This is a genomic window from Ruegeria sp. AB5, assembly GCF_056542645.1.
Genome location: NZ_JBQGAE010000001.1, coordinates 800,950 through 826,262 on the forward strand (window position 1 = coordinate 800,950; position 25,313 = coordinate 826,262).

Annotated in this window: 24 protein-coding genes; 11 read left to right on the forward strand and 13 right to left on the reverse strand. The window is 57.6% G+C overall.

Annotation, left to right across the window (positions count from 1 at the left end; all coding sequences use genetic code 11):
• Positions 1-140 precede the first annotated feature (140 nt).
• From ccmE to ACR0L4_RS04080, 5 genes are all read right to left on the reverse strand, one after another.
• Positions 141-587, reverse strand: a complete 447-nt coding sequence (ccmE, locus tag ACR0L4_RS04060; protein ID WP_170749001.1) for a cytochrome c maturation protein CcmE — start codon at positions 585-587, stop codon at positions 141-143.
• Positions 588-594: 7 nt separating this feature from the next.
• Positions 595-1,623, reverse strand: coding sequence for an N-acetyl-gamma-glutamyl-phosphate reductase (gene argC / locus ACR0L4_RS04065; RefSeq protein ID WP_480510757.1), 1,029 nt, complete (start codon positions 1,621-1,623; stop codon positions 595-597).
• Between the two features lie 95 nt (positions 1,624-1,718).
• Positions 1,719-2,528, reverse strand: a complete 810-nt coding sequence (locus ACR0L4_RS04070; protein ID WP_480510759.1) for a glutamate racemase — start codon at positions 2,526-2,528, stop codon at positions 1,719-1,721.
• A gap of 8 nt (positions 2,529-2,536) precedes the next feature.
• Positions 2,537-3,415: a lysophospholipid acyltransferase family protein gene (locus ACR0L4_RS04075; protein WP_170749004.1), complete on the reverse strand. Its 879-nt coding sequence runs from the start codon at positions 3,413-3,415 to the stop codon at positions 2,537-2,539.
• A 78-nt stretch (positions 3,416-3,493) separates the two neighbouring features.
• Positions 3,494-6,913 carry an indolepyruvate ferredoxin oxidoreductase family protein gene (locus ACR0L4_RS04080; RefSeq protein ID WP_480510761.1) on the reverse strand — a complete coding sequence of 1,140 codons (3,420 nt, stop codon included), beginning with the start codon at positions 6,911-6,913 and terminating at the stop codon, positions 3,494-3,496.
• 169 nt (positions 6,914-7,082) lie between these two features.
• Here ACR0L4_RS04080 and ACR0L4_RS04085 point away from each other — a divergent pair, with 169 nt between their 5' ends.
• The 6 genes from ACR0L4_RS04085 (at position 7,083) to grxD (ending at position 13,866) form a co-directional block, all read left to right on the forward strand.
• Positions 7,083-7,991 carry a LysR family transcriptional regulator gene (locus tag ACR0L4_RS04085; protein ID WP_480510763.1) on the forward strand — a complete coding sequence of 303 codons (909 nt, stop codon included), beginning with the start codon at positions 7,083-7,085 and terminating at the stop codon, positions 7,989-7,991.
• 278 nt (positions 7,992-8,269) lie between these two features.
• Positions 8,270-10,531, forward strand: coding sequence for a mechanosensitive ion channel family protein (locus ACR0L4_RS04090; protein ID WP_480510765.1), 2,262 nt, complete (start codon positions 8,270-8,272; stop codon positions 10,529-10,531).
• A gap of 186 nt (positions 10,532-10,717) precedes the next feature.
• Positions 10,718-12,877 carry a phosphoribosylformylglycinamidine synthase subunit PurL gene (purL, locus tag ACR0L4_RS04095; protein WP_480510767.1) on the forward strand — a complete coding sequence of 720 codons (2,160 nt, stop codon included), beginning with the start codon at positions 10,718-10,720 and terminating at the stop codon, positions 12,875-12,877.
• A 140-nt stretch (positions 12,878-13,017) separates the two neighbouring features.
• Positions 13,018-13,254 carry a BolA/IbaG family iron-sulfur metabolism protein gene (locus ACR0L4_RS04100; protein WP_170373612.1) on the forward strand — a complete coding sequence of 79 codons (237 nt, stop codon included), beginning with the start codon at positions 13,018-13,020 and terminating at the stop codon, positions 13,252-13,254.
• A gap of 1 nt (position 13,255) precedes the next feature.
• On the forward strand, positions 13,256-13,507 hold the full coding sequence (locus tag ACR0L4_RS04105; RefSeq protein ID WP_480510769.1) for a hypothetical protein: 252 nt from the start codon (positions 13,256-13,258) through the stop codon (positions 13,505-13,507).
• Positions 13,504-13,866: a Grx4 family monothiol glutaredoxin gene (grxD, locus tag ACR0L4_RS04110; protein ID WP_480510771.1), complete on the forward strand. Its 363-nt coding sequence runs from the start codon at positions 13,504-13,506 to the stop codon at positions 13,864-13,866. Before ACR0L4_RS04105 ends, grxD begins: the two co-directional genes overlap by 4 nt.
• 7 nt (positions 13,867-13,873) lie before the next feature.
• Here the strand turns inward: grxD and ACR0L4_RS04115 are convergent, their stop codons facing one another.
• The 3 genes from ACR0L4_RS04115 to ACR0L4_RS04125 are packed head-to-tail and all read right to left on the reverse strand — an operon-like array spanning position 13,874 to position 15,464.
• A complete protein-coding gene (locus tag ACR0L4_RS04115) occupies positions 13,874-14,224 on the reverse strand; it encodes an MliC family protein (protein WP_170749010.1) in 351 nt (116 codons plus the stop codon).
• Positions 14,221-14,613, reverse strand: coding sequence for a cell division protein ZapA (locus ACR0L4_RS04120; protein WP_170749011.1), 393 nt, complete (start codon positions 14,611-14,613; stop codon positions 14,221-14,223). Before ACR0L4_RS04120 ends, ACR0L4_RS04115 begins: the two co-directional genes overlap by 4 nt.
• Positions 14,613-15,464: a hypothetical protein gene (locus tag ACR0L4_RS04125; protein ID WP_480510774.1), complete on the reverse strand. Its 852-nt coding sequence runs from the start codon at positions 15,462-15,464 to the stop codon at positions 14,613-14,615. Before ACR0L4_RS04125 ends, ACR0L4_RS04120 begins: the two co-directional genes overlap by 1 nt.
• 235 nt (positions 15,465-15,699) lie before the next feature.
• On the opposite strand from ACR0L4_RS04125, the gene tkt reads away from it, so the two are divergent.
• On the forward strand, positions 15,700-17,724 hold the full coding sequence (gene tkt / locus ACR0L4_RS04130; RefSeq protein WP_480510776.1) for a transketolase: 2,025 nt from the start codon (positions 15,700-15,702) through the stop codon (positions 17,722-17,724).
• Positions 17,725-17,768: 44 nt separating this feature from the next.
• Here the strand turns inward: tkt and ACR0L4_RS04135 are convergent, their stop codons facing one another.
• Entirely contained in the window at positions 17,769-18,149 is a 381-nt protein-coding gene (locus tag ACR0L4_RS04135; protein ID WP_480510778.1) for a hypothetical protein, read from the reverse strand.
• 28 nt (positions 18,150-18,177) lie between these two features.
• Entirely contained in the window at positions 18,178-19,137 is a 960-nt protein-coding gene (locus ACR0L4_RS04140) for a DUF808 domain-containing protein (protein ID WP_480510780.1), read from the reverse strand.
• A 181-nt stretch (positions 19,138-19,318) separates the two neighbouring features.
• Between ACR0L4_RS04140 and gap (ACR0L4_RS04145) the strand changes: the two genes are divergently transcribed.
• From gap (ACR0L4_RS04145) to gap (ACR0L4_RS04155), 3 genes are all read left to right on the forward strand, one after another.
• Entirely contained in the window at positions 19,319-20,320 is a 1,002-nt protein-coding gene (gap, locus tag ACR0L4_RS04145) for a type I glyceraldehyde-3-phosphate dehydrogenase (protein ID WP_480510782.1), read from the forward strand.
• Between the two features lie 71 nt (positions 20,321-20,391).
• Positions 20,392-20,535, forward strand: coding sequence for a hypothetical protein (locus ACR0L4_RS04150; RefSeq protein ID WP_170749017.1), 144 nt, complete (start codon positions 20,392-20,394; stop codon positions 20,533-20,535).
• Positions 20,536-20,617: 82 nt separating this feature from the next.
• Positions 20,618-21,622 (forward strand): type I glyceraldehyde-3-phosphate dehydrogenase, encoded by a 1,005-nt coding sequence (gene gap, locus ACR0L4_RS04155; protein WP_480510784.1) that lies wholly within the window; start codon positions 20,618-20,620, stop codon positions 21,620-21,622.
• On the opposite strand, the gene coaD is transcribed toward gap (ACR0L4_RS04155), so the two are convergent.
• From coaD to ACR0L4_RS04170, 3 genes are all read right to left on the reverse strand, one after another.
• Positions 21,614-22,105 carry a pantetheine-phosphate adenylyltransferase gene (gene coaD, locus ACR0L4_RS04160; protein ID WP_170749019.1) on the reverse strand — a complete coding sequence of 164 codons (492 nt, stop codon included), beginning with the start codon at positions 22,103-22,105 and terminating at the stop codon, positions 21,614-21,616. The genes gap (ACR0L4_RS04155) and coaD overlap by 9 nt on opposite strands.
• Positions 22,106-22,187: 82 nt before the next feature.
• Complete coding sequence (locus ACR0L4_RS04165) at positions 22,188-22,625, reverse strand: CBS domain-containing protein (RefSeq protein ID WP_480510786.1); 438 nt, start codon at positions 22,623-22,625, stop codon at positions 22,188-22,190.
• Positions 22,626-22,686: 61 nt separating this feature from the next.
• Positions 22,687-23,589, reverse strand: coding sequence for a LysR family transcriptional regulator (locus ACR0L4_RS04170; protein WP_480510788.1), 903 nt, complete (start codon positions 23,587-23,589; stop codon positions 22,687-22,689).
• Between the two features lie 104 nt (positions 23,590-23,693).
• Here ACR0L4_RS04170 and ACR0L4_RS04175 point away from each other — a divergent pair, with 104 nt between their 5' ends.
• A complete protein-coding gene (locus ACR0L4_RS04175) occupies positions 23,694-25,193 on the forward strand; it encodes a CoA-acylating methylmalonate-semialdehyde dehydrogenase (protein WP_480510790.1) in 1,500 nt (499 codons plus the stop codon).
• Positions 25,194-25,313: the final 120 nt, after the last annotated feature.

The following is a 25,313-nucleotide window of genomic DNA, read 5'->3' on the forward strand; positions in this document are numbered from 1 at the left end:
ACCATTAATTCCGGGGAACGGTCGTCCAAACTGGTTAACATAGACGCAGCAAAAAGGGCGCTGCCCGCCATGCGCGCGCAACACCCGAATTCATTCTGTTCAACAGTCCCTTCCGCCAAAGGCCGGCGGCCTGGCTGGGTCTAACTTTCGTTGGGATCTTTGTAGACGCCTTGTTCTTTCAACGCGTCCATGACCTCTTTCGGCATGTAGGTTTCATCATGCTTTGCAAGAATTTCAGTCGCTTCGAAAACACCATTCACGTAGCTGCCAGTGCCAACCATACCCTCATTTTCAGAAAACAGATCCGGAAGAACACCCGTAAACGCGACCTGCACGCTTTCGCCCCCATCGGTCACGACAAAGCGTACCGTCTCACCCTGACCGCGTATGATCGATCCCTCTTCGACCAGCCCGCCAATCCGAAACACCTCGGACGGTGCAGGCGGCTCGGCGATCACCTGACTGGGCGAGCGGAAAAAGTTGATGCCATCCCGCATTGCGTAGCCAATCAAGGCCGTCGATGCCACCAAGGCAACGACCGCTACCAGAATGACCTGAACTCGACGACGTTTCTTGAGCGTTTTCATACCGTCCTCACGGGAATAGTGGGGCCATCATCAGGCCCAGGGTTTCATCCTCACCTAACATCAGGTTCGCGTTCTGCAAGGCTTGGCCACTGCTACCTTTTGTCAGGTTATCCAGCGCTGCGACCACAATCGCGCGCCGTTCGATCCGATCCGCAACAACCCCAATATGACAGAAATTCGAGCCCCGCACATGGTGGGTTGACGGTGCCTCACCCATTGGCAGCATCTGAATAAACGGCTCATCTGCATAAGCTTTGACGAGCGTCTCATAGATGCTTTGCGGGTCGCCCTTTACATATGTGGTCGCCAGAATGCCCCTGTTCGCCGGGATCAGATGCGGCGTAAACTGAACATGCACTGTCCGACCGGCCAATTTCGAGAACTCCTGATCGAACTCGCCCAGATGCCGGTGCGTGCCGCCGATCGCGTAGGCATTGGCCCCTTCGCTCAGCTCGGCATGCAGCAGGTTTTCCTTGAGCGACCGCCCGGCCCCGGACACTGCGCATTTCAGGTCCAGAACGATATCGTCCAGATCAATGACACCCGCTGTGATCAAGGGCCGCAGCACGTATTGCCCCGTTGCAGCATTGCACCCGGTGCCGGCCACCAGCCGCGCCGAGCGGATGTCCTCCCGATAGAACTCGGTCAAGCCATAGACGGCCTCGTCCTGTTGTTCCAATGCGCTGTGCGGATTGCCGTACCATTTTTCATACGCCTCGGGGTCTTGCAGCCGGAAATCTGCCGACAGGTCGATGATTTTCAGGTCTTTCGGCAGCTCCCGGATCACATCCTGACTGGTTTTGTGCGGCAAAGCGCAAAAGCACAGGTCAACTTGGGAAAAGTCGATTTCGGAAATCTTGCACAGGTTCGGCAGGTCCATATGGCGCAGATGCGGAAAGACCTGCGCCATCGACAGGCCCGCCTTGCGCTCGGCGGCCAAGGCCACGATGTCCATGTTCGGGTGTTCGGCGATCAGCCGCACCAGTTCAGCGCCAGTATAGCCGGAAGCGCCCAGAATAGCGATTTTATGGGTCATGTCAGACCTCGTCTTTTGTATGTGTCACATATCATGACCGCCGATGTGACGGTCTTTGAACTAGAAGATCAGAAGCGATGCGTCCTTGACCAAAATCAGGCCGCCTCGAACGAGATCCGTCGTCGGAGGAATTGAGTAGCCCGGTCGCTGACAAAGCCCGGCCTGCCAGTGGTCAGAAACCCGCCTGATCCATCACCGATCATGTTGGCGTGGCGGTGCAGGTAGTCGGCCAGGCTTTCAGCGACCAGATCGCCCTGGCTGAACACCTGAACATCCGAGCCCAGGGCAGCCTGAAAGGTCTCGGCCATCAGCGGGTAATGCGTGCAGCCCAGAATCGCCGCCTGAGGCTCGGGCATCTTGCGCTTCAAAGCATCCACATGGCTGCGCACCAGTGCTTCCGCCAGAATCATATCGCCATCTTCAATCGCGTCGACTACACCGCCGCACGCCTGTGCCTCGACATCCACGCCAATTGCACGGAACGCCAGTTCACGCTGGAACGCCCGACTGGACACGGTGGCAGGTGTCGCGAACAAAGCCACATGCTTGACCGCAACTTCGCGCGGTGGCGAGTTATCACCCCATTGCCGCTCGGTCAGGGCTTCGATCAAAGGGACAAAGACGCCCAAAACCCGCTTGCCCGCGGGCACGCCCTCTTCCTGCATCCGGCGCAGCGCGGCGGCGCTGGCGGTATTGCACGCCAGAATCACCAGATTGCAGCCGCGATTCCACAGGTCATGTACGGCCTTGCGGGTCAGCTGATAGATATCCTCGGCGTCACGCACACCGTAAGGTGCGTGCAAACTGTCCGCAAAATACAGGAAATCCACGTCGGGCAGCCGATGCTGCGCGGCGTTCAGGACGGTCAGACCGCCCAAACCGGAGTCAAAGATACCTACTGCCATTTGCCCCTTCAGGCGCGATGCCGTTCCTCAAATTCATAGCCGTAGTCATAGGACTTCAGCGGCTTCGGAGACAGCTCATACGTGGCTTTGCGCAGGAAATCCATCATCTTGCGCGTATCTTTTCCCAACGGGTCCAGAACATCGCGGCCAATCGGCTCACCGATAACCACTTCGACCGGGGTATCAACGCGCTTTTTGAACTCTTTGATCAACAGGCCCATACGCAGCGTGTTGTGCAAATGACTGGCGATCTGGAACAGGCGAGAGGTATGGCCTTCAAAGAACACCGGCACCACCGTGGCGTTTGACTTGGCCACCATCCGCGCTGTGAATCCGCGCCAGCCGGGGTCCATTGGATGCGCAAACGGGCTGACCGCTGTACTGACCGTACCACCCGGGAAAATGCCGATCGCCCCGCCATTGCCCAGATAGCTTAACGCGGTTTTGCGGGTTTCAAGGTTCAGTTTCATCGCCTCTTTCGTCTCATCAAACGAGATCGGCAAGACAATGCGGTTCAATTCTTCGGCTTTACGAAACACCCGATGGGCCAGAATACGAAAATCGCCACGCGTTTCGGACAGAATGTGGCCCATCATCAGCCCATCCAGAATACCATAGGGATGGTTGGCAATCAGGATCAGAGGCCCGTCCCCGGGAATGCTGGACAATGATCCCCCAACAACATTCAGTGTCAGGCCGTAGCGCTCGACCATAACGGACCAGAAGTCTCGTCCATTCGCGACGTCTTTCTCATAGCCATTCGCACGCTTGATCAGTCGCATGCGGCCGGTGGTGTTCTCCATTAACTTGATAACCATCTGCCCGCCTTTGGTTTCGGCGGAATGGGCATAGGAAATGTCACGAACGGCATGACGGCGCGAGGGCATGTAAGGACTCCGATAGTTCGCCTGTATTATACGTTAAGGCGAGATTTTGCCTAGCGAAGGTGACAGGTTTGTGACGCCTCACTCTGCCGCAGCGCGCAATTCGGGTCCTCCGCTGTGTATGCTGGCCAGCAATTCCTCACGGCGTTTGGCGGCTTTTTCCTCATTTGCCAGCAAAACAGGACCAAAGCCACGGATATCCAGCGGCAACCGAGCCAATGCGGCAATCGCGTCCCGCGTGTCCTGCGAGGTCTTCGGCAACACCGCTTTCATGTCTTTTTCATACTGCTTGATCAACGCGCGCTCCATGCGCCGTTCGGTCGAGTAGCCAAAGACATCAAAAGGTGTACCCCTCAGCGCCTTCATCCTGGCCAGCAGCCTGAGCGGTCGCAACATCCATTCGCCAAATGCGCGTTTGCCCGGTCGGCCATTGCTGGTTGCGCCACCAAAGATCGGCGGGGCCAGATGGAAGGTCATCTTAAAGTCGCCATCGAACTCTGCCGCCGCTTTTTCACGGCTGCTCGACAACAACCGCGCAACTTCATATTCATCCTTGTAGGACAAGAGCTTATGGTAGCCTGTTGCCACGGCCTGGCGCACCATTTCATCCTCGATCGCGTCCACCAGTTTACGATACCGTTTGGCCAAACGCGCCGATTGATACTCGGTCAGGTGTTTCGCCCGAAAGTCGATCATCTGGTCCAGAGTCTTTGGCAACTCGGCAGCCGAAGGGGCCAGCATAGACTGCGCCTCGTCAGGATGCAGAACGGCCCATCGTCCGACGTCAAAGGCGCGCTTATTGCGCTCGACCGCCGTGCCGTTGAGTTCAATCGCGCCCATGATGGCCGCATGACTGACCGGCAGAACACCGCGCTGCCAGGCAGCCCCAAAGACCATCATGTTGGAATAGATCGAATCCCCCATCACCGCTTTCGCCAGATCGGTGGCATCAAACAGCGTGACCGCGTCTTTCAACCGGGCTTGCAACGCCAGTTGCAACTGATCGCTGGGAATGCGGAATTCGGTATCGCGGGTGAAATCTCCGGTCACGGTTTCGTGATTGTTCACCACCGCACCTGTTTGCCCGGCCCGTGTCAGGCCCAAGGTCTTGGCCCCCGCCGACACCACCAGATCCCCGCCAATCAACGCATGTGCCTCACCCGTCGCGACGCGAATGGCACTGATGTCCTCCGGCGCGTTGGCCAGACGGCAGTGGATATGAACCGCCCCGCCCTTTTGGGCCAGACCCGCCATCTCCATCATTCCTGCGCCCTTGCCGTCGATCTGCGCGGCCTGCGCCAAGATTGCCCCCAGGGTCACAACGCCAGTGCCCCCGACACCGGTGATGACCACATTGTGGGTCCCGTTGATCTTGGGCAGGTCCGGCATCGGCAGGTCTGGCAGATCAAGCTCTTTCGTCGCTTCTTTCCGGATCTTCGCGCCTTCCAGCGTGACAAAAGACGGGCAGAACCCGTTCAGGCACGAGAAGTCCTTGTTGCAACTCGACTGATCAATCGCGCGTTTGCGGCCCAATTCGGTTTCCTTGGGCACGATGGAAACGCAGTTCGACTGCACGCCGCAATCGCCGCAGCCCTCGCAGATATCCGTGTTGATGAACACGCGCTTGTCCGGATCCGGGAACTCGCCGCGCTTACGGCGGCGGCGTTTTTCCGCAGCACACGTCTGGACATAGACGATGACCGAAACACCCTCGATCTCACGGTACCGATCCTGCACTTTCATCAGGTCTGTGCGCTCAAATGTTTCTACGCCTGAAGGCAGACCCTTCAGGTTTACATCTTCTTTTTCATCATAGACCAGCGCCACATGTTCTACGCCCATGGCCTTGACCTCGGCTACGATCCGTTCAGCGGTCAGGTCGCCTTCGTTCTCCTGCCCGCCCGTCATAGCAACCGCATCGTTGAACAGGATCTTGAAGGTGATGTTCGTCCCTGCTGACAAGGCCGCACGGATTGCCTGCACGCCCGAGTGATTATAGGTCCCATCCCCAAGGTTCTGGAACACATGCTTGGTGGTCGAAAACGGCGCTTCGCCAATCCAGTTGGCGCCTTCACCGCCCATCTGGGTGAAGCCGGTAGTCTCGCGATCCATCCACTGCACCATGTAGTGGCATCCGATCCCGGCATAGGCACGACTGCCCTCGGGCACTTTGGTCGAACTGTTATGCGGACAGCCCGAACAGAAATACGGCAGTCGCGTTGCGATTTCCTGCGCGTTGTCAGCCCGGCGCGCCTCGGTCAGTTTGGCCAAACCAGCCCGAACACCGTCCGTTTCCCGCCCTTCTTCTATCAGGATTTCGCCTAGCTTTTCGGCGATCATGATCGGGTCCAATGCGCCGCGTGTCGGGAACAATTCCTCGCGATGAAGGGTCCCGGCCCCGCCCTTGTACCAGCCATAGACGCGTCGACCCCGACGGTCATCGAAAATGGCCTCCTTGACCTGAACCTCGATTAGCTTGCGCTTTTCTTCAACGATAACAATCAGGTCCAGTCCTTCGGCCCAGTCATGAAACCCCGCCATATCCAACGGGAAGGTCTGCCCGATCTTGTATGTGGTGAGCCCCAGCCGTTCGGCTTCGGTTTCATCTATGTTCAACAAAGACAGCGCGTGGGTCAGATCCAGCCAATTTTTACCTGCTGCAACAAACCCGATTTTCGCGCCCGGTTTACCCCAAACCCGTTTGTCCAACTTGTTCACATGAGAGAATGTCTCGGCGGCGAAGCGTTTATGGTCGATGATCCGCGTCTCTTGCAGATGCGGCGTGTCGCCCAAACGAATGTTCAATCCCCCTTCGGGCATATCGAATTCCGGCCTGACCAAACTCATCCGATCCGGCATTCCATTCACGACCGAAGTCACCTCGATCGTGTCCTTCATCGTCTTCAGCCCGACCCAAACGCCAGCAAAGCGGCTGAGGGCGAAACCATAGATGCCATAATCCAGAATTTCCTGCACACCTGCCGGGCTGACCACCGGCATATACATATCGACCAAAGACCATTCGGACTGATGCAACACTGTCGAGCTTTCGCCCGTGTGGTCATCTCCCATTGCCATCAGCACGCCGCCATGCTGTGCCGTGCCCGCCATATTGGCGTGGCGCATCACGTCGCCCGAGCGGTCAACCCCAGGCCCCTTGCCATACCAGAGGCCGAAAACGCCATCATATCTGCCGTCACCACGCAGCCCTGCCTGCTGGCTGCCCCACAGAGCGGTTGCAGCCAGATCCTCGTTCAACCCGAATTGAAAGGTCACATCACTTTCAGACAGATAGCGCTGCGCCCGCATCATCTGCTGGTCGACTGCGCCCAGGGGTGAGCCGCGATAGCCTGTCACCAGACCCGCTGTATTCAACCCGGCCTTCTGGTCGCGCGCCTTCTGCATCAGCAATAACCGCACCAACGCCTGTGTTCCGTTCAAAAGAACAGGCGATTTCTCAAGATCGAACCGGTCATTCAGCGTAATTTTTGGCTGGCTCATCAGACGTCTCCCCTCGTCAGATCAGTGTGCTTGATATTCACGCATTTTAGGTCACAATTACTGACCTGTATAGAGTTTATCCCCTGAATCCCAACGATTTTGCGGTTTGATTGTGGAACTTGTTACCTATTTCATATAGGGCTTCACGAGGATAACGAAAGTTGCGGCAATGGATTGGGACAAGCTTAGAATATTTCACGCAGTGGCTGATGCAGGCAGCCTGACACATGCGGGTGACAGGCTCAATTTGTCTCAATCCGCCGTGAGCCGCCAGATCCGCGCACTGGAAGAATCACTCGATGCGACTTTGTTTCACCGCCATGCCCGTGGCCTGATTCTGACCGAACAGGGCGAATTGCTGTTCGATGCGACGTCGGCCATGTCCAAACGACTGGACGCCGCCGCAGCCCGTATCCGCGACAGCGAAGAAGAGGTGTTCGGCGTTCTTCGCGTGACCACGACCTTCGGTTTCGGAACCCTCTGGCTGGCCCCGCGTTTGCCCAAGCTATACGAACAATACCCCGACCTGAATATCGACCTGATGCTGGAAGAACGGGTTCTGGACCTGCCCATGCGCGAAGCTGATGTGGCCATTCGCATGAAAGAACCCAGCCAGGCCGATCTGGTGCGCAAGCGCCTGATGACCGTACAAATGCAGCTTTATGCAACGCAAGACTATCTTGATACGCATGGCGGAATGTTGACGTCCCTAGACGACATCAAGAACCATCGCCTGATCTGCCAGACCCCTGCTGCGCCGCAAGTGGGCGCAAGTGCGTCAATGGTGCGCCATCTGATGACCTACAATCCCAGCTCGCTGCTGACGGTGAACAACTACTTTGGCGTGTTGCAGGGCGTCTTGCATAACCTCGGGATTGGCGTCCTGCCCGATTATGTCACGCAGGATATTCCCAATGTGGTTCCGATCCTGTCCGATATAGAAAGCGCAGATGTACCCGTCTATCTCGCCTACCCCGAGGAGTTGCGCCATTCCAAGCGAGTCGCGGCCTTCCGGGATTTCGTTCAGGATGAAATCATCGCGCAGCGCAAGCAATTGAAACTCATGGGTAAACTCTAGGTATGCATGCACAGCATATCGGACATACCAATTCTACAGCGCTAAATTCCTTGAAGGTTCACAAACTGCCCCCTAAATGACCTCTCGAAGGCGGTGATGCTGAAACGCTCATCATCTTCGTACCTCCCTGTTGGACTACGGCCGAGCTTAGTGCTCGGCCTTTTTTTTGGTAATTTTCCAACACCAGCGGCCAGAGCAATGAAACTGCTGGGAAATTCCCGAGCACAAGCCTATGATCCGAAAAAAACAGTCAATAATTTGTGATCGAGGACAGATCCATGTTGTACCCCATCCGCCTGCTGGCGGCGTTTTTTTCATTGTTGCTTTGGGTTGTGCCGCTGCACGCCCAGATCGCTGCAACTTCAACGTCGGACACGTCTGCTGCCATATCCATTCCCGAGGACCTGACCCCCGAGCAGGTTGATGACTTGGTCGCACGCATGTCCGACGATCAAGTTCGCTCGATCCTACTGGAACGCCTCGATGCTGTTGCGGAAAAAAACGCCGCCGAAGCAGAGGACCGCGAAGACCCGATCACCGAGATCAATGAGGTCTGGGCCGAAATGGTCGCATCCTGGACCCAAGTCATAACCACATTGCCGAATATTTTCAGCGCGCAAATCAAGGCGACCGTCAACTTTGTGGAAACCTTTACCTCGAACGGGGCGCTTCTTTTGATGGGGTTGGTCGCAAGCGTACTGGTTGTTGGTTTCGTGGCCGAAAAGCTGTTCGGCTTCCTGACCCGCAAATGGCACAGCCGGGCGGATCACGGGGACGAAAACGACCTTTGGGGCGCGGTCAGATATCTGTTCATCCGCTTCTGTCACGAAATCGCAGGATTGGTGGTCTTCTACGTGGTCATCCGCGCTGTCGGGCGTGGCCTGCTGACACCCGAGCAAATCACCTATGCCGCGCCATTCGTGTTTTACCTGATCTGGGTTCCGCGTCTGGGGGCAGCTGCGTCGCGCTTTGTGTTGGCGCCGAAAAAACCCCACTATCGATTGGTCAATATCGACGATCATTGGGCCAAATACCTGCACCGCAACCTGATCGGTCTGCTGACCCTGATCGGGTTCACTTTGTTCCTGCTGCACTTCAACAGGCTGAACGGCATAACCAGTGAGGACACGCGCATCGGCTTCTGGCTGAATGCGGGTATCCACATTTATATCGGCGTCATCGCCTGGAAAGCGCGCGACGGTCTGTCGCAAATGATGTTGGGCACCGATCCCGACCACACGAAATTCGACGAAGAAGTTGCGCATTACTATCCCTACTTCGCCATTGGCGTATCGGCATCAATCTGGCTGCTGGTCGAGTTTCTGGTGGCGCAGCGCAATCCGTCGTCGATTGCGTTGCTGGTTCAGGGCGCGCATTTCACGACCATGTTCTGGCTGTTGATCGCGCCGGCGCTGGACACGCTGATCCGGGGACTTGTGCGCCATCTGCAACCACCCATGCAGGGCGAAGGTGCTGTGGCTGAACGCGCCTATAAATCCACCAAACGCAGTTACATTCGTATCGGTCGGGTTCTGGCCGGTATTCTGGTGATCCTGATGATCGCCAATGCCTGGGACCTTGATCTGCAGGAAATTGCCGGTGGCGATGCGGATTCGGGCAGCCAGTTGATCCAGTTCTTCATCATTATCGCCGTTGGCTACATCCTGAACGAGGTTGTCTCGCTCTGGATCAACCGTCGTCTGGCAAAGGAAATGACGGCGGCGCAAAGCCCTGATGAAGAAGCCGGCGAAGGCGGTGGCGCAGGCGGCTCGCGTCTGGCCACGGTTCTGCCCTTGCTGCGTGTGACCGCACAGGTGGCGATTGCCGTCATTTTCATCCTGCTGGCCTTGGGGGCCTTGGGACTGGACATCACGCCGCTGCTGGCCGGTGCCGGTATCCTGGGTCTGGCCATCGGTTTTGGCGCACAGAAGCTGGTCTCGGACATTGTGGGCGGGATCTTCTTCCTGATCGACGATGCATTCCGTGTCGGTGAATATGTCGATGTCGGCGGCACCACCGGCACGGTCGAGAAGATCTCGATCCGCTCCATGCAACTGCGCCACCACCGTGGCCCGGTCCACACCATTCCGTATGGCGAGATTCAAAAGCTGACGAATTACAGCCGCGACTGGGTCATCATGAAGCTGAAATTCACCGTGCCCTTCGACACCGATCCCAACAAGGTCAAGAAGATCTTCAAGAAGATCGGCGCCGAGATGATGGAAGACGAGACCCACAAGGATGGCTTCCTGCAGCCCTTCAAGTCTCAGGGTGTGTTCGACTTTGACGATGTCGGTATGATCATCCGCGGCAAGTTCATGGCCAAGCCGGGTAAACAGTTCACGCTGCGCAAGGAAATCTTCAACCGGGTCAAGGCCAGCTTCAAGGAAAACGGCATTGACTTTGCCCGCCGTGAAGTCCGCGTTGCCATTCCGGGACTGGACGATACCGAGCACCTTAACGAAGAACAGAAGGCAGCTGTCGGTGCGGCAGCAGGTGCAGTTGCGCAGCAGGCTCAGCAGCAAGACCAGCAAAAGTAATCGACCATCGGCACGCGGTCACTTATGCTGCGTGCCGATTTTAAAAAGACAGTAGCGGGTCTGCAAAGTTTACCCGCCTGCCCCTTTTTCGACGGACCAATTCATACCCCCTACCTTTTCTCTTCCCCCCGGCGGCCCCTTCCCCTAAAAGGCGCCAACCACTGCCATCTCGGGGACTGAAACAGGATGCAAGAGCCAGCCATCACACCGGATTTGATTGCCGCCCACGGATTGAAGCCCGAAGAATATGAGATGATCCTTGGGATCATCGGACGCGAACCGACCTTCACCGAACTCGGCATCTTCTCGGCCATGTGGAACGAGCATTGCTCGTACAAATCCTCAAAGAAATGGCTGCGCACCCTGCCTACTTCGGGACCTCAGGTGATTTGCGGCCCCGGTGAGAACGCAGGCGTTGTGGACATAGGTGACGGTCAAGCCGTCGTTTTCAAAATGGAAAGCCACAACCACCCGTCCTACATCGAACCCTATCAGGGCGCGGCAACGGGCGTCGGCGGCATCCTGCGCGACGTCTTTACCATGGGGGCGCGTCCCATCGCGTCGATGAATGCCTTGTCCTTTGGGGAACCCGGCCATCACAAGACCCGTCAGTTGGTGAATGGTGTGGTCGAAGGCATCGGTGGCTATGGAAACTGTTTCGGGGTCCCTTGTGTCGGCGGCGAAGTCCGGTTCCATCCCGCCTATAACGGCAACTGTCTTGTGAACGCTTTTGCGGCGGGCCTTGCGGATAGCGACAAGATTTTCTACTCGGCCGCCTCCGGCATCGGTATGCCCGTCGTCTATCTGGGCGCAAAAACCGGTCGTGACGGCGTCGGCGGTGCCACTATGGCCTCAGCTGAATTCGATGACACGATCGAAGAAAAGCGCCCCACCGTGCAGGTCGGAGACCCCTTTACCGAAAAACGCCTGATGGAAGCCACGCTGGAACTGATGCAGACCGGCGCGGTGATCTCGATTCAGGATATGGGCGCGGCGGGTCTGACCTGCTCGGCTGTGGAAATGGGCGACAAGGGGGGCCTGGGTGTGCGCCTGGATCTTGAAAACGTCCCGCAGCGCGAAGAAAACATGACGGCGTATGAGATGATGTTGTCCGAGTCTCAGGAACGTATGCTGATGGTCCTGAAACCCGAGCTTGAGGCCGAAGCCCGTGCCGTGTTCGAGAAATGGGATCTGGATTTCGCTATCGTGGGCGAAACAATTGCCGAAGACCGTTTTCTGATCATGCACAATGGTGAGGTCAAAGCTGATCTGGTTCTGTCGAAGCTGTCCTCGACCGCACCGGAATATGACCGCCCGTGGGAGCCGACCCCCGAGGCCGCGGCACTGGAAGACGTACCCCGGATTGACCCCATCGACGGGCTGCGTGCTCTGCTCGCCTCGCCCAACTATGCGGGCAAGCAGTGGGTCTATGAACAATATGACACCATGGTCATGGCCGACAGCGCCCGCACGCCGGGTCTGGGCGCTGGTATGGTGCGCGTGCATGGCACCGACAAGGTACTGGCCTTTACGTCGGACGTCACGCCCCGCTACGTGCGCGCCAACCCTGAGGAGGGCGGCAAACAAGCCGTGGCCGAGGCTTATCGCAACCTCTCTGCCGTAGGTGCGAAACCGCTTGCCACCACCGACAACCTGAACTTCGGCAACCCCGAAAAGCCCGAGATCATGGGTCAGTTTGTAGGCGCAATCAAAGGTATCGGTGCAGCGGTCGCGGCCCTGGATATGCCCATCGTGTCGGGCAACGTGTCACTTTACAACGAAACAGATGGTCAGGCGATCCTGCCGACCCCGACCATTGGTGCGGTCGGCCTGTTGACCCACACAGACGACATCATCGGAAATGAGGTCCGCGACGGTCATGTCGCTTTGCTCATCGGTGATACTCCGGGTCATCTGGGTCAATCCGCATTGCTGGCCGAAGTGTTCAACCGTGAAGATGGTGATGCGCCGCATGTCGATCTGGGTGCCGAGAAACGCAACGGCGATTTTATCCGCGCCAATCGCGAGATGATCAAAGCTTGCACGGATCTGGGCGACGGTGGATTGGCGCTGGCGGCATTCGAGCTCGCCGAGTCTGCCGGCGTTGGCGTCCAACTGGACGATGCGTCTACCGAGTTCCTGTTCGGTGAGGATCAGGCCCGCTATCTGGTCGCCTGCAATTTCGACCAGGCCGAAGCTTTGATGATTGCTGCTGGACAAGCCGGGGTCTCGCTGGTTTCTGTTGGCCGGTTTACCGGCGATACTGTGAAAATCGGCACCTCCGAAGCTCCACTTGAAGAGTTGGCCGCAACCTTCCGGACCAGCTTTGCGGCAGCTGTCGCCTGATACCACACCGTCTTTCTGTGACCTTGCAAGTCCTGCACCCCCAAAGGTGCAGGATTTCGTGTTCCAGCGTACCCACCCTACCCTTGCGCCCTGCTGTTCGGAGTTCTAAGTCTGGGGAAAGACCTTCAGGAGTGACCTACATGCCAATGAGCGCCCACGAAATTGAAACCCTGCTGCGCGAGAGCTTTCCAAACGCGGAAATTCAGGTTGGCGGCAGCGATGGCGTACATATGTCCGCCATGGTCGTGGACGAAAGCTTTCGTGGTAAGAACCGCGTGCAACAGCAGCGCGCCGTCTATGCGGCCTTGAAAGGCAAGATGGACGGCCCGGATGGAGACCTGCACGCACTGGCCCTGACCACCAAGGTGCCGGAGTAGAATGGAACATGCGATCGTAATCTTGGTTGCGGTGTCTGTCTTTGTTGTGTTGATCGCCCTTGTGGCGTGGAGCACGTCAAGGTCAAACCGCAAATCTGGAAAAGGATCGCTGCCCGGGAAAGGAAAGCACCTTCTCCATTCATCCTACAATTCACATGACGGTGCCATCGGTTCGGCGCAGACCCACATCCCTCAAAACCCACAAGACTACGCCAAAGCGATGATGCCGAAGAGCAAAGGAAACGCGAAATGACCGATGTGAAAAACCAGATCGACGAAACCGTCAAAGCCAATGACGTGGTGCTATATATGAAAGGCACCAAAGAGATGCCGCAATGCGGGTTTTCGTCCCGTGTGGCCGGAGTTCTGAACTATATGGGCGTCGACTATGCCGACGTGAATGTTCTTGCTGATGAAGACGTGCGTCAGGGCATCAAGGACTATTCGGACTGGCCGACCGTGCCCCAGCTCTTTGTCAAAGGCGAGTTTGTGGGGGGCTGCGATATCATCACCGAAATGACGCTGTCGGGCGAACTGGATACGCTCTTTGATGCAAACGGTGTCGGCTACAACAAGGAAGCGGCCGACAAGATCCGTGAGGCGAACGCCTGATCCAGTCCTAGCGGCTGGAACAACTCTGAAAAATGACCTGCTCACTGGCGGCACCATCTGCCGCCAGGTAGCTGACCGACGCATCCCATCCCTTTGACCGCAAAATGTATGTTCCCGTTGTATCGACGGATTCATACCGGATGCCCGAGCCGCTTTGCACCTGACGCATCGCGACCAGTGTATTGTCGACCATCGTCGCCGCCGCCCCGGTTCCATCGGACGCATTGAAGTATGTGACCGGCAAAGGCACGCCGTTTTCACAGGTGAACGTGACCGACAAAATGTCGATTTCGGCCAATACAGCCGAGGCCGACATCAAGGCGACCGCCCCGCAGATCAAGCCGCGCAGAGTTTTCATTTTGCTTTTTCCTCAATATCCGATGCCAATGCCTCGGCCCGCGCAGCCAGTTCCGCCAATGTATCCGTAACGGAAGGCGGCACCACGGCCACCTCGATCCGTTCTGGCTCCGGGGCTGGCGCGTGCAGCAGTCGATGCAATTCGACTTCGGTTTCCGCCAGTTTTGCCTCCAGTGACTTGACCTTGTCCTCCGTGGCCGCCGTTTTGTCGGCCAGCATGAGCCCGGCCATCAACAGCATCCGCGATTCAGGCATCCGGCCAATTTGATCGGACAAAACCTGCGCTTCATCATCCAGCATTTTGGCCGCAGCCTGCAGAAAGGATTCTTCTCCGTCCTGACAGGACACATCAAAGCCCCGCCCGCCGATATGAATGGTCAATTCGGGCATCACTCTACCTCACCTTCTGCCAGTTTCGCCTGCGACAGCAAAGGTTCCAATCGCGCCAGGACCGCATGCGCTTCGGCCGCGTCCGTGGCCTGTGCTGCCCGGGTTGCTTCCAGTTCAGCCACGGTCGCCTGATTCAGCAACTCGGCATCCTGAACACCTTCTGCGGCAGCAGCGCGCAAGGCATCAACCGAGCTGCGCAATTGTTCGTTTGCCTTGCGCATGCGCTGCAGATCGTCATCCAAACGTGACATTGCCGCCCCGTGGCTGGCACGCTCGGCCCGCAGCATCTCAAGCTCGGCGCTCAGTTCTGCCACACGTTCACTGTCGGCTAACTCTGCCCGCAGTCGAATGTTTTCAGCTTTCACAGCGCCGATTTCCACAACGGCGCTTTTCAGTTCCTCGATCTCGTCCCGCAGGGCGGTCGGGTCTTCGCGCCCATCAAGATCAGCGCGCAATTGCGCGTTCTCTGCTTTCAGAGCATCCACCTCCTCGGTGTCCTCAAGCGCGGCTTTTGCTTCGGCCAGCTCGGCTCGGGCGGCCTCGACCGAAGTGAGTTTCGCAGTGGCTTCTGCCAGTTGGCCCCGCAGCGCTTCGACCTCGGCATCAGCACGAGGCACGGCCCGCAGCGCCTCCATGTCGGCGCGCATGCCGTCAACTTCCTGCTCATGCCGTTCTTTCAGAGATGTCAGCCGTTCCTGCAACTGCGCGTTGGCCACCCTCTCGTTGTCCAGCGCCATTTGCAAACCATCATCCGGGCTGGCGGCGGGCGCGTGTCTCAAGACTTCGACCCCAGAGCCTATACGCTCCATGGCCGCAAGAATGCGCTGCTGTAAGTCTTCGATCTGGCTCATGCCCCTGTCACCTCTTTACCAAGGTTCATTCTGATGCTCGACCGTCCGAATCAAGAATCGGTCCCGCTTGCCCTCAGTCTAGCGGAATGTGATGGAAAATACCCACTGTTTGCTTTCAAAGACTTGGGCTGCGCTCTTCAAGCGGTGCGACCATGTTTCGCCCGGTTCTGCTTGCACTTTGAGGGGTGAATGCTATTGAGCCCGCAATCTGCTTGTAACCCAAAGGAAAACGCCCGTGGACCTGACTGCGCTGCGCAATGCAAACCCCGAACACTGGGACAAAGCTGCGGCCATCCGCACCCTGACCCTGGACGCCGTCGCCGCCGCCAATTCCGGCCATTCCGGCATGCCGATGGGCATGGCTGATGTTGCAACCGTGCTGTTCGAAAAGCACCTGAAATTCGATGCTTCTGCCCCCAACTGGCCCGACCGGGACCGGTTCATTCTGTCGGCAGGCCATGGCTCGATGCTGGTCTATTCGCTGCTGTATCTCACAGGTCACGCGGACGTGACGCTGGACGAGATCAAGAACTTCCGTCAGTTGGGCGCTAAAACTGCGGGTCACCCCGAGAATTTCCTGATCGAAGGTGTGGAAACCACCACCGGTCCGCTTGGACAAGGCATCTCGAACGCTGTGGGATTTGCCATGGCCGAAGAAATCCAACGCGCGCATTACGGCAAGAAGGTCGTCGACCACTATACCTATGTGATTGCCGGCGATGGCTGTCTGATGGAAGGCGTCAGCCAAGAGGCGATCACTTTGGCCGGGCGTCACGAACTGGGCAAGCTGATCGTCTTCTGGGATAACAACAACATCACCATCGACGGCACTGTCGATATGGCTGATCGCACTGATCAAGTCCGCCGTTTCGCGGCCTCGGGCTGGCATGTGATCGAGATCGACGGCCATGACCCTCAGGCCATCGACGCAGCGATTGTTCAGGCCAAGAAATCCAGCAAACCGACCATGATCGCATGTGAAAGCCACATTGCTTTGGGTCACGCGGCGCAGGACACCTCGAAAGGTCACGGCGCGCTGACGGATCAGAATCAGTTGAAAGCGGCGAAAGTGGCCTATGGCTGGTCGCATGACGCGTTCGAAGTGCCCGCCACCGTGAAATCTGCCTGGGAAGCCATCGGCGCGCGCGGTGCTGCCGAGCGCGTGGCCTGGGAAGAGCGATTTGCACAGATCTCCGAGCGTAAGCAGGCTGAATTCAACCGGGCCTATGCGTTCGAAGCACCCAAAAAGCTGGCCGGTGCCATCCGCGCGTTCAAAAAACAGATGTCGGAAGACCAGCCCAAGCTGGCCACCCGCGCATCGTCCGAGAAGGTTCTGAACGTGGTTAACCCGATCATGACCGAAACTATTGGCGGTTCGGCTGATCTGACCGGCTCGAACAACACCAAATCTGCCGACATGGGCGTGTTTCTGCCCGAGAACCGCAAGGGTCGTTATATCCACTACGGCATCCGCGAACACGGCATGGCCGCGGCGATGAACGGTATGGCGCTGCATGGCGGTATCCGCCCCTATGGCGGCACCTTCATGGCCTTCACTGACTATGCCCGCCCATCCATGCGTCTGGCCGCGCTGATGAAAATCCCGTCGGTTTTCGTGATGACCCACGACTCGATTGGTCTGGGCGAAGACGGCCCGACCCATCAGCCGGTCGAGCATCTGGCGATCAGCCGCGCGACGCCGAACACCTATGTGTTCCGCCCCGCCGACACAGTTGAAACCGCCGAGGCGTGGGAACTGGCGCTGACCTTCAAGGACAGCCCTTCGGTCCTGTCGCTGACCCGTCAGGGCGTGCCGACCGTGCGGAAAGATCACAAGAGCAAAAACCTCACCGCGCAGGGGGCCTATGTTCTGGCTGACGCAGAAAGCAAACGTCAGGCCATCCTGATCGCAACCGGGTCCGAAGTGTCGCTGGCAATGGACGCCAAAGCGATGCTCGAAGCTGAAGGCATCGGAACCCGTGTGGTTTCAATGCCTTGCATGGAATTGTTCGCACAGCAGGACGAAACCTACCGCAAACGGGTTCTGCCAGGTGGCCCCGTTCGGGTCGGCATCGAGGCCGCAGTGCGCGCCGGTGGCTGGGACCGCTGGTTGCTGGGTGAGCGTGGCCGCGAAGCCAAAGCCGGCTTCGTTGGCATGTCGAGCTTTGGTGCGTCGGCCCCTGCCGGAGAGCTTTACAAGCATTTCGGCATCACCGCCGAGGCGACGGTTGCCAAGGTCAAAGACCTATTGGGGCTGTAAGCCAGTCACAAAAAACGTGCAAAGGGCGGCTTTGGCCGCCCTTTTCATTTGGATTGCACCTCAGCGTTCAGTTTCAACGCGTGGTAGGCTTTCAGCGCGTAGTCCAAACGCAATTCATATCGCCCCTGCACCACGACTTGCTCGGGTGGTTGCAAACCGATGCATGACAAAACCTGACGCAGGTGCGTCCCGGAAAGGGGAATATACGTCGCTGATTGGCCGGTTAAACCATTGTAGAAACGCCCGCCGAACCAAAGACTTCGCTTCTGCGCCTTGACTGCCGTATCGACGTGAAAATGCAAGAAACCAAAAAGCTCGTCCTGCGCGAATGGGACCTCGTCGGCTGCAACGCTCAGCGCAGAAAAGACCACGGACGTACCGTTCGATCCGCGCGATCCGCTTTTTCGAACAATGGGACCATCCATCACTGTGTCCAAGCGATAACGCGTCAACTCAATGGTTCGTTTTCTTGTTGAACAGCGGAGCAATGATCCGGGTCGCAACCGGGATCAACAGCAGCCCGTAGGCCAGTCCAAAGATACCATCCAACGTGGCCTTGGACCCCCATTCGACAATGCCTGTCCATTGCTCGGACACCATATGCCCCAATGCATAGGCCCAATCGTGAATGTGATGGCCCAGCCAGCCAAAGCCCAGAACCTCCAGACCGTGAATCACGATGGATCCGCCGACCCACAACATCGCTGCAGTTCCGACAATCGACAGGGTTTTCATCACGCCGGGCATGGCCTTGACCAACCCGCGTCCAAGACCTCGGCCCACGGGCGTCGGCGCGTTTTGCGCTAAGTATAATCCAACGTCGTCCATCTTGACGATCAGCGCGACCGAGCCGTAGACCGCCACAGTCACTCCGATCCCGACAACTGCCAGTGTCGCGGCCTGCATCCACAGATTTGGGGCCTCAATCGCCGCCAAAGCAATGGTCATGATTTCCGCAGACAGGATGAAGTCGGTCTTGATCGCCCCTTTGACCTTTTGTTCTTCCAGATGCCCGGGGTCTTTGTCCTTCATGTCTTCGTCGACCGCGTGACTCCCATGTGGAAAAAGCACATGGAATATCTTTTCAGCCCCCTCGAAACATAAATAAGACCCGCCCAGCATCAGCAGCGGTGTGATCAGCCACGGGGCAAAATTGGCCAGTAGCAAAGCCACGGGAAGCAACAATATGATCTTGTTGAAGATGGACCCACGGGCAATGCGCCAGATGATCGGCAGTTCCCGCGCAGGCGCAAAACCTTGAACATATTTCGGAGTGACCGCCGCATCGTCGATGATCACCCCTGCGGTCTTGGCCCCGGCTTTTCCTGCCGCCGCAACCACGTCATCGACCGAGGCCGCAGCAACTTTGGCGATCCCCGCCACATCGTCCAAAAGGGCCAACAGTCCGCTCATTGCGAGTCCTTTCCAGTCACCTGCCGCACCCGGACCCTATCTGATCTCACAGCTAGCGCAAGCGTTAGCGCAATCGCGGCAGGTTTGCGCTAACACCTTAAAATTATACCCCTTTTGCCCTTTTGAGATTTAGAATTCGCGGTTATATGGCCCTCAACGCAAGCGCATTTGGAGACGTCACATGACCATCAAGGTCGGTATCAATGGTTTTGGCCGCATCGGCCGTTGCACCCTGTCGCACATCGCCGCGTCGGGCCGTAATGACATCGAAGTGATCAAGGTCAACGCGACCGGACCGCTGGAAACCTCGGCCCATCTGCTGAAGTATGACAGCATTCATGGACGGTTCCCGCGCGAGGTGTCGATCGAAGGCAATACCATGGATTTGGGCCGCGGCCCGATGGAGATGTTCTCGACCTACGACATGAACATGCTGGACTGGGAAGGATGTGATGTCGTTCTGGAGTGCACCGGCAAGTTCAATGATGGCCTGAAAGCCAAAACTCACCTGGACCGCGGCGCACGTAAGGTTCTGCTATCCGCACCGGGCAAAAACGTCGACAAGACCATCGTGTTTGGAGTGAACCACAACACGCTGACCGCCAATGACAACATGATCTCGAACGGGTCCTGCACAACCAACTGCCTTGCCCCGCTTGCCAAGGTGCTGGACGAAGGCATCGGCATTGAAAACGGCATCATGACCACCATCCACGCGTATACCGGTGACCAGCCGACCCTGGACCGCCGCCACAGCGACCTGTACCGCGCGCGTGCTGCCGCCATGTCGATGATCCCGACCTCGACCGGTGCGGCAAAAGCACTGGGTGAAGTCCTGCCGAACCTGAAAGGCCGTTTGGACGGTTCTGCCATCCGCGTTCCGACCCCCAATGTCTCGGCTGTGGACCTGACATTCCGCGCTGCGCGTGATGTCACCGTCGAAGAAGTCAACGCCATTGTCGAAGAAGCCGCCAAAGGCACAATGCAGCGTGTTCTGGGATATGAGCCCGCACCGCTGGTTTCGACCGATTTCAACCATACCGAGGAAAGCTCGATCTTTGCACCCGATCAGACGCGCGTTGTCGATAACCGTCTGGTGCGTGTTCTGGCGTGGTATGACAACGAATGGGGCTTTTCGGTTCGCATGGCCGATGTTGCGGTCGCCATGGGCCGTCTTAACTGATTTACCCTTGATTGCTTGAACAGCTTTGCCCGCTCAGGTTATCTGGGCGGGCGTTTTCGTTCGGGGCCTCAATGACCAATCAAATTGCCATCTGGCTTGGGCTTCTGATCCTTGGTGGGATCATGCTGGACTATGCCCTGTTCGGGACCGAGCATCTCTTGTTTCTCGGAAAAAAGCTGTATGACTTTCTGGACTGGCTCGCCTTCTGGCGATGAGCGAGGTTTTACTTGACTTTTTTGCCGAACTGGCGTTGTTAGCGCTAACTTAACTCAAGCCGGGACTCGGACGGAGAGAAACATGGCACTCAAGCTGGCAATCAACGGATTTGGACGGATCGGACGCGGAGTATTGCGGGCGGTGATGGAATCGGGTCGAACCGATGTTGAAATTGTTGCAATCAACGATCTGGCCAAACCTGAAATGAACGCGCATCTGTTCGAATTCGACAGCGTGCATGGGCGCTATCCCAAACCGGTCACCCTCAGCGATGCGGGTCTGGACGTTGGCGCAGGCCCGATCCGCCTGACCAGCGAACGCGATCCCGAGGCACTGAACTGGTCGGATGTGGATGTGGTTCTGGAATGCACAGGTGTCTTCCGCACACGCGAAGCGGCTGAGCGGCACCTCAAGAACGGATCAAAAAAGGTTCTGATCTCAGCGCCAGCACGGGGCGATGGTGCCGTGAAAACAGTTGTGTTTGGCGTGAACGATCACGACCTGACTGCTGATGACATCGTTGTTTCAAACGCATCCTGCACCACCAACTGCTTGTCCCCCGTTGCGGCAGCACTGGACGCAGGATTGGGTATCGTCCACGGAAACATGACGACGGTCCATGCCTACACGGCAAGCCAGCCTGTGCACGACACCGCAGGCAAAGACCCGTATCTTTCGCGTGCTGCGGCCTTGTCCATGATCCCAACGACCACAGGCGCAGCTGCCGCAGTCGGACTTGTCCTGCCCCAGCTTGCAGGCAAACTGACAGGTCAGGCAATCCGCGTTCCCACGCCAAATGTGTCGGTGGTCGATCTGGTAGCCGAAATTGCGCGCCCGACAACCGAGGACGAGGTGAACGCTCTGTTCACCGAGGCCGCCGCCAGGATCCCTGGCGTATTGGCTGCCGAAACCCGCCCGTTGGTGTCGATGGACTTCAACCATGACGCCCACAGTTCGACCGTGTCGCTGGCGGAAACCAAAGTCACCGACGGCACGCTGGTGCGCGTGCTGGCCTGGTATGACAACGAATGGGGTTTCTCGAACCGGATGCTCGACACCGCCGCCGCGATGGGCGCTTTATCCTAAACGCTCGCGCAGCGCATCATTGACGCGGGGCGTGACAAATTTTGACACGTCCCCGTTCAACCGTGCGATTTCCTTGACCAGCTTGGACGCGATCGCCTGATGCCGGGCCTCGGCCATCAGAAATACGGTTTCAATCGAATCGTCCAGAGCACGATTCATGCCAACCATCTGAAACTCATACTCGAAATCCGCCACGGCCCGAAGACCGCGCACGATGATCTGCGCGCCGACATCCCGCGCACAATCGATCAGCAGGTTCTCGAACGGATGTGCGACAATCTCGGTTCCGGTCTGTTCGGAAAGATGGGCGCATTCCGCCTCGATCATGGCAACGCGTTCTTCCAGCGAAAACAGAGGGCCCTTGTCCCTGTTGATCGCCACGCCGATCACCAGTCTGTCTACCATGGCCGCCGCACGGCGGATGATGTCGATATGCCCCAAGGTGATCGGGTCAAAAGTTCCGGGATATAGACCAACCCGCATCACGCTCTCCTGCGTTCAGAAACTTCTGCGCCAGCAAACATAAACTTGCCGAGGGCGCAAGAGGGTGCAACCGCCTGCCCCGTCAGTGCCCCATGATCATGCCTTGCAGCGCGTCTTTTTCCATTGCGAGTTCGGTGAGCTGCGCCTTGACCACGTCGCCGATTGTGACAATGCCGATCAGCTTGCCGTCCTCAACCACGGGCATGTGGCGAAACCGTCCTTCGGTCATGCGGGACATGATGTCCTGAACCTGTTCCTGGCGCGTGGCTGTCACCAGTTCCCGGGTCATGTAGTTGTCGACAGTCTGATCGAGACATCCGCTGCCGCTGGCCGCCAGTTCACGAACAATGTCGCGTTCCGACAGGATACCCACTGCGGTGGTGCCGCCATCTTCCGAGACCACAACCGTGCCGATCCGTTTTTCAGCAAGTATCTTCGCCGCCTCAGACACCGTTGCCGATGGGGCAACGGTCACCACACCATCGGTGGCCTTGGATGTCAGAATGGCTTGAACAAGCATGCAAAAAACCTCCGGAAATAACGTACTGTTTTCCAAAGCGTTGCCGGAATGGCCGACCCTGTCAAGCTCCCGCATCGGCCTCAAGCCGCGCAATTTCGTCGCGAATTCCACGGGTCAGGGCTTCGGCAAAGCGGTTTAGCCGCTCGTTCCGTTGATCCCCCTGGTGCCGGACCAGGTGGAAACTGCGGGTCAGACTCACCTGATCCGTCAGGATTTTCCGCAAGTTCGGGTGAAACGGAAGCGTGAAGTCATGGGCCACACATATGCCTGTGCCCAGCGAGACCTGACGTAACTGCACCGACACCGAATTCGATGCCAACGGAACACGGTCAATACCGATGTCGTTCAGGTAATCCAGCTCGCGGTCGAAAATCATGTCCGGGATGTAGCCGATCAACCGATGACCTTTCAGATCGGCAAGCGTCCGGATTGGCTCATGACGCTCAAGATAATCCTGCGTGGCCACCATATGCAGTTTGTAGTCACTGACCTTCTGGACCAGTAGTCTTCCGGCTGTCGGGGCGCTGACCGTGACAGCCATGTCGGCCTCTCGCCGGGACAAATTGATGATCCGGGGCAACGCGAGGATCTGAATATCCAGATCCGGGTTCGCATCACTGATTTTCGCGCAGACCTGCGGCAACAGATAGTTTGCCGACCCGTCCGGTGCCCCGATACGAATCTGACCGCTTAGCGACTTGGTCGAGCGGACCACAGCCCCGGTCGCCGCGCGCATGGCTGCTTCGGCCTGTACTCCATGGTCCAGCAGGCGTTCTCCGGCGGGTGTCAAAAAGTAACCCTGTTGCGATTTGGTGAACAACAGCGCGTCCAGATTGGTTTCGAGCCGGGCAATGCGCCGCCCGACTGTCGCCGGATCGATCTTTAGAATACGACCAGCGGCGGACAGGCTTTTTTCACGCGCGACCGCCAGAAAAATCCGCATATCATCCCAGTTCGGAGTCATGATGCCTCATCTTGCATTTTTGCAAAGCTCTTTTGAAACATTGCCTCTGTTCGTTCGATTTCCGCAAGCCTATTGTGCGCCCAAACCTATCGGAGGAGTTTTCGATGCAAGACCTGACTCATTTCCTGAATGGCGAACAAGTGGCGGGCTCATCCGGTCGCTTTGACGACGTTTTCAACCCGGCAACCGGTGAAGTTCAGTACAAATGCCCGATGGCCAGCGCAGCAGAGACCACCGCAGCCATCGAGCAGGCCGCAATTGCCCAAGTTGCATGGGGTGCAACCAACCCGCAAAAGCGCGCACGCGTGATGATGGCGATGGTTGGCCTGATGAACCGCGACATGGACAAACTGGCCGAAGCGCTGAGCCGCGAGCACGGCAAGACCATCCCAGATGCCAAGGGTGACCTGCAGCGCGGCCTGGAAGTGATCGAATACTGCATCGGCGCCCCTCAGATGCTGAAAGGTGAGTTCACCGACAGCGCAGGGCCCGGCATCGACATGTATTCCATGCGCCAACCTCTGGGGGTTGTTGCATCGATCATGCCGTTTAACTTCCCGGCAATGATGCCACTGTGGCACGTAGGTCCCGCTCTGGCCTGCGGCAACGCCGTGGTCCTGAAACCGTCCGAGCGCGATCCATCGGTTCCTCTGATGCTGGCAGAACTGTTTGTCGAAGCCGGCCTGCCCAAGGGCGTGTTTCAGGTCGTGAACGGCGATAAAGAAGCCGTCGACACCCTGCTGGATAGCGAAGTCATTCAGGGTGTGTCTTTCGTGGGTTCGACGCCGATCGCCCAGTATATCTACTCTCGTGCCACCGCGAACGGGAAGCGTGCGCAATGTTTTGGCGGTGCCAAGAACCACATGATCGTCATGCCCGATGCCGATCTGGATCAGGCGGCTGACGCGTTGGTCGGGGCTGGCTTTGGTGCGGCAGGCGAACGGTGCATGGCCATCTCGGTCGCTGTTCCTGTTGGCGAGGAAACTGCCGACAAACTGATCGAAAAGCTGATCCCGCGCGTTGAAAAGCTGAAGGTCGGCCCCTACACCGCAGGCGATGACGTCGATATGGGCCCGGTTGTGACCGGTGCCGCCAAACAGCGAATCCTTGGCCTGATCAATTCCGGTGTCGAGCAAGGTGCGACACTTGTCGTCGACAACCGTGATTTCAGCCTGCAAGGGTATGAAGACGGCTTTTTCGTCGGACCGCACCTGTTCGATCACGTGACGCCAGAGATGGACATCTACAAGCAAGAGATCTTTGGGCCTGTCCTGTCGACCGTGCGTGCGGGGTCCTATGAAGAGGCGCTGAAGCTGGCGATGGACCATGAATATGGAAACGGCACAGCGATCTTTACCCGTGACGGCGACACTGCCCGCGACTTTGCCAGCCGTGTCAACATCGGCATGGTCGGCATCAACGTCCCGATCCCGGTGCCGCTGGCCTACCACACGTTTGGCGGCTGGAAGAAATCCATGTTCGGCGACCTGAACCAGCACGGCCCGGACAGCTTCAAGTTCTACACCCGCACCAAAACTGTAACGGCCCGCTGGCCCTCGGGCATCAAGGAAGGTGGCGAGTTCAACTTCAAGGCCATGGACTGATACAGGCTGACAAACCATCAAGCCCGGCCAAACAGGCCGGGTTTTTCTTTGGCACGATTTCGCCAGAGACCCGAAAACCTGCACCTTCACGATAAATTCAGGTTTCACAGACTAGCAATT

Bases quoted from the DNA above. Each gene is read 5' to 3' on its own strand.
- ACR0L4_RS04135 (WP_480510778.1), bottom strand. From the start codon at position 18,149: ATGGATGGTCCCATTGTTCGAAAAAGCGGATCGCGCGGATCGAACGGT.
- ACR0L4_RS04140 (WP_480510780.1), bottom strand. From the start codon at position 19,137: ATGAGCGGACTGTTGGCCCTTTTGGACGATGTGGCGGGGATCGCCAAA.
- ACR0L4_RS04075 (WP_170749004.1), bottom strand. From the start codon at position 3,415: ATGCCCTCGCGCCGTCATGCCGTTCGTGACATTTCCTATGCCCATTCC.
- ACR0L4_RS04165 (WP_480510786.1), bottom strand. From the start codon at position 22,625: ATGCTTGTTCAAGCCATTCTGACATCCAAGGCCACCGATGGTGTGGTG.
- gap (WP_480510784.1), top strand. From the start codon at position 20,618: ATGGCACTCAAGCTGGCAATCAACGGATTTGGACGGATCGGACGCGGA.
- purL (WP_480510767.1), top strand. From the start codon at position 10,718: ATGCAAGAGCCAGCCATCACACCGGATTTGATTGCCGCCCACGGATTG.
- ACR0L4_RS04070 (WP_480510759.1), bottom strand. From the start codon at position 2,528: ATGGCAGTAGGTATCTTTGACTCCGGTTTGGGCGGTCTGACCGTCCTG.
- ACR0L4_RS04175 (WP_480510790.1), top strand. From the start codon at position 23,694: ATGCAAGACCTGACTCATTTCCTGAATGGCGAACAAGTGGCGGGCTCA.
- ACR0L4_RS04150 (WP_170749017.1), top strand. From the start codon at position 20,392: ATGACCAATCAAATTGCCATCTGGCTTGGGCTTCTGATCCTTGGTGGG.
- ACR0L4_RS04090 (WP_480510765.1), top strand. From the start codon at position 8,270: ATGTTGTACCCCATCCGCCTGCTGGCGGCGTTTTTTTCATTGTTGCTT.
- coaD (WP_170749019.1), bottom strand. From the start codon at position 22,105: ATGCGGGTTGGTCTATATCCCGGAACTTTTGACCCGATCACCTTGGGG.
- ACR0L4_RS04080 (WP_480510761.1), bottom strand. From the start codon at position 6,913: ATGAGCCAGCCAAAAATTACGCTGAATGACCGGTTCGATCTTGAGAAA.
- ACR0L4_RS04105 (WP_480510769.1), top strand. From the start codon at position 13,256: ATGGAACATGCGATCGTAATCTTGGTTGCGGTGTCTGTCTTTGTTGTG.
- ccmE (WP_170749001.1), bottom strand. From the start codon at position 587: ATGAAAACGCTCAAGAAACGTCGTCGAGTTCAGGTCATTCTGGTAGCG.
- gap (WP_480510782.1), top strand. From the start codon at position 19,319: ATGACCATCAAGGTCGGTATCAATGGTTTTGGCCGCATCGGCCGTTGC.
- ACR0L4_RS04115 (WP_170749010.1), bottom strand. From the start codon at position 14,224: ATGAAAACTCTGCGCGGCTTGATCTGCGGGGCGGTCGCCTTGATGTCG.
- ACR0L4_RS04125 (WP_480510774.1), bottom strand. From the start codon at position 15,464: ATGAGCCAGATCGAAGACTTACAGCAGCGCATTCTTGCGGCCATGGAG.
- grxD (WP_480510771.1), top strand. From the start codon at position 13,504: ATGACCGATGTGAAAAACCAGATCGACGAAACCGTCAAAGCCAATGAC.
- ACR0L4_RS04120 (WP_170749011.1), bottom strand. From the start codon at position 14,613: ATGCCCGAATTGACCATTCATATCGGCGGGCGGGGCTTTGATGTGTCC.
- argC (WP_480510757.1), bottom strand. From the start codon at position 1,623: ATGACCCATAAAATCGCTATTCTGGGCGCTTCCGGCTATACTGGCGCT.
- ACR0L4_RS04170 (WP_480510788.1), bottom strand. From the start codon at position 23,589: ATGACTCCGAACTGGGATGATATGCGGATTTTTCTGGCGGTCGCGCGT.
- ACR0L4_RS04100 (WP_170373612.1), top strand. From the start codon at position 13,018: ATGCCAATGAGCGCCCACGAAATTGAAACCCTGCTGCGCGAGAGCTTT.
- ACR0L4_RS04085 (WP_480510763.1), top strand. From the start codon at position 7,083: ATGGATTGGGACAAGCTTAGAATATTTCACGCAGTGGCTGATGCAGGC.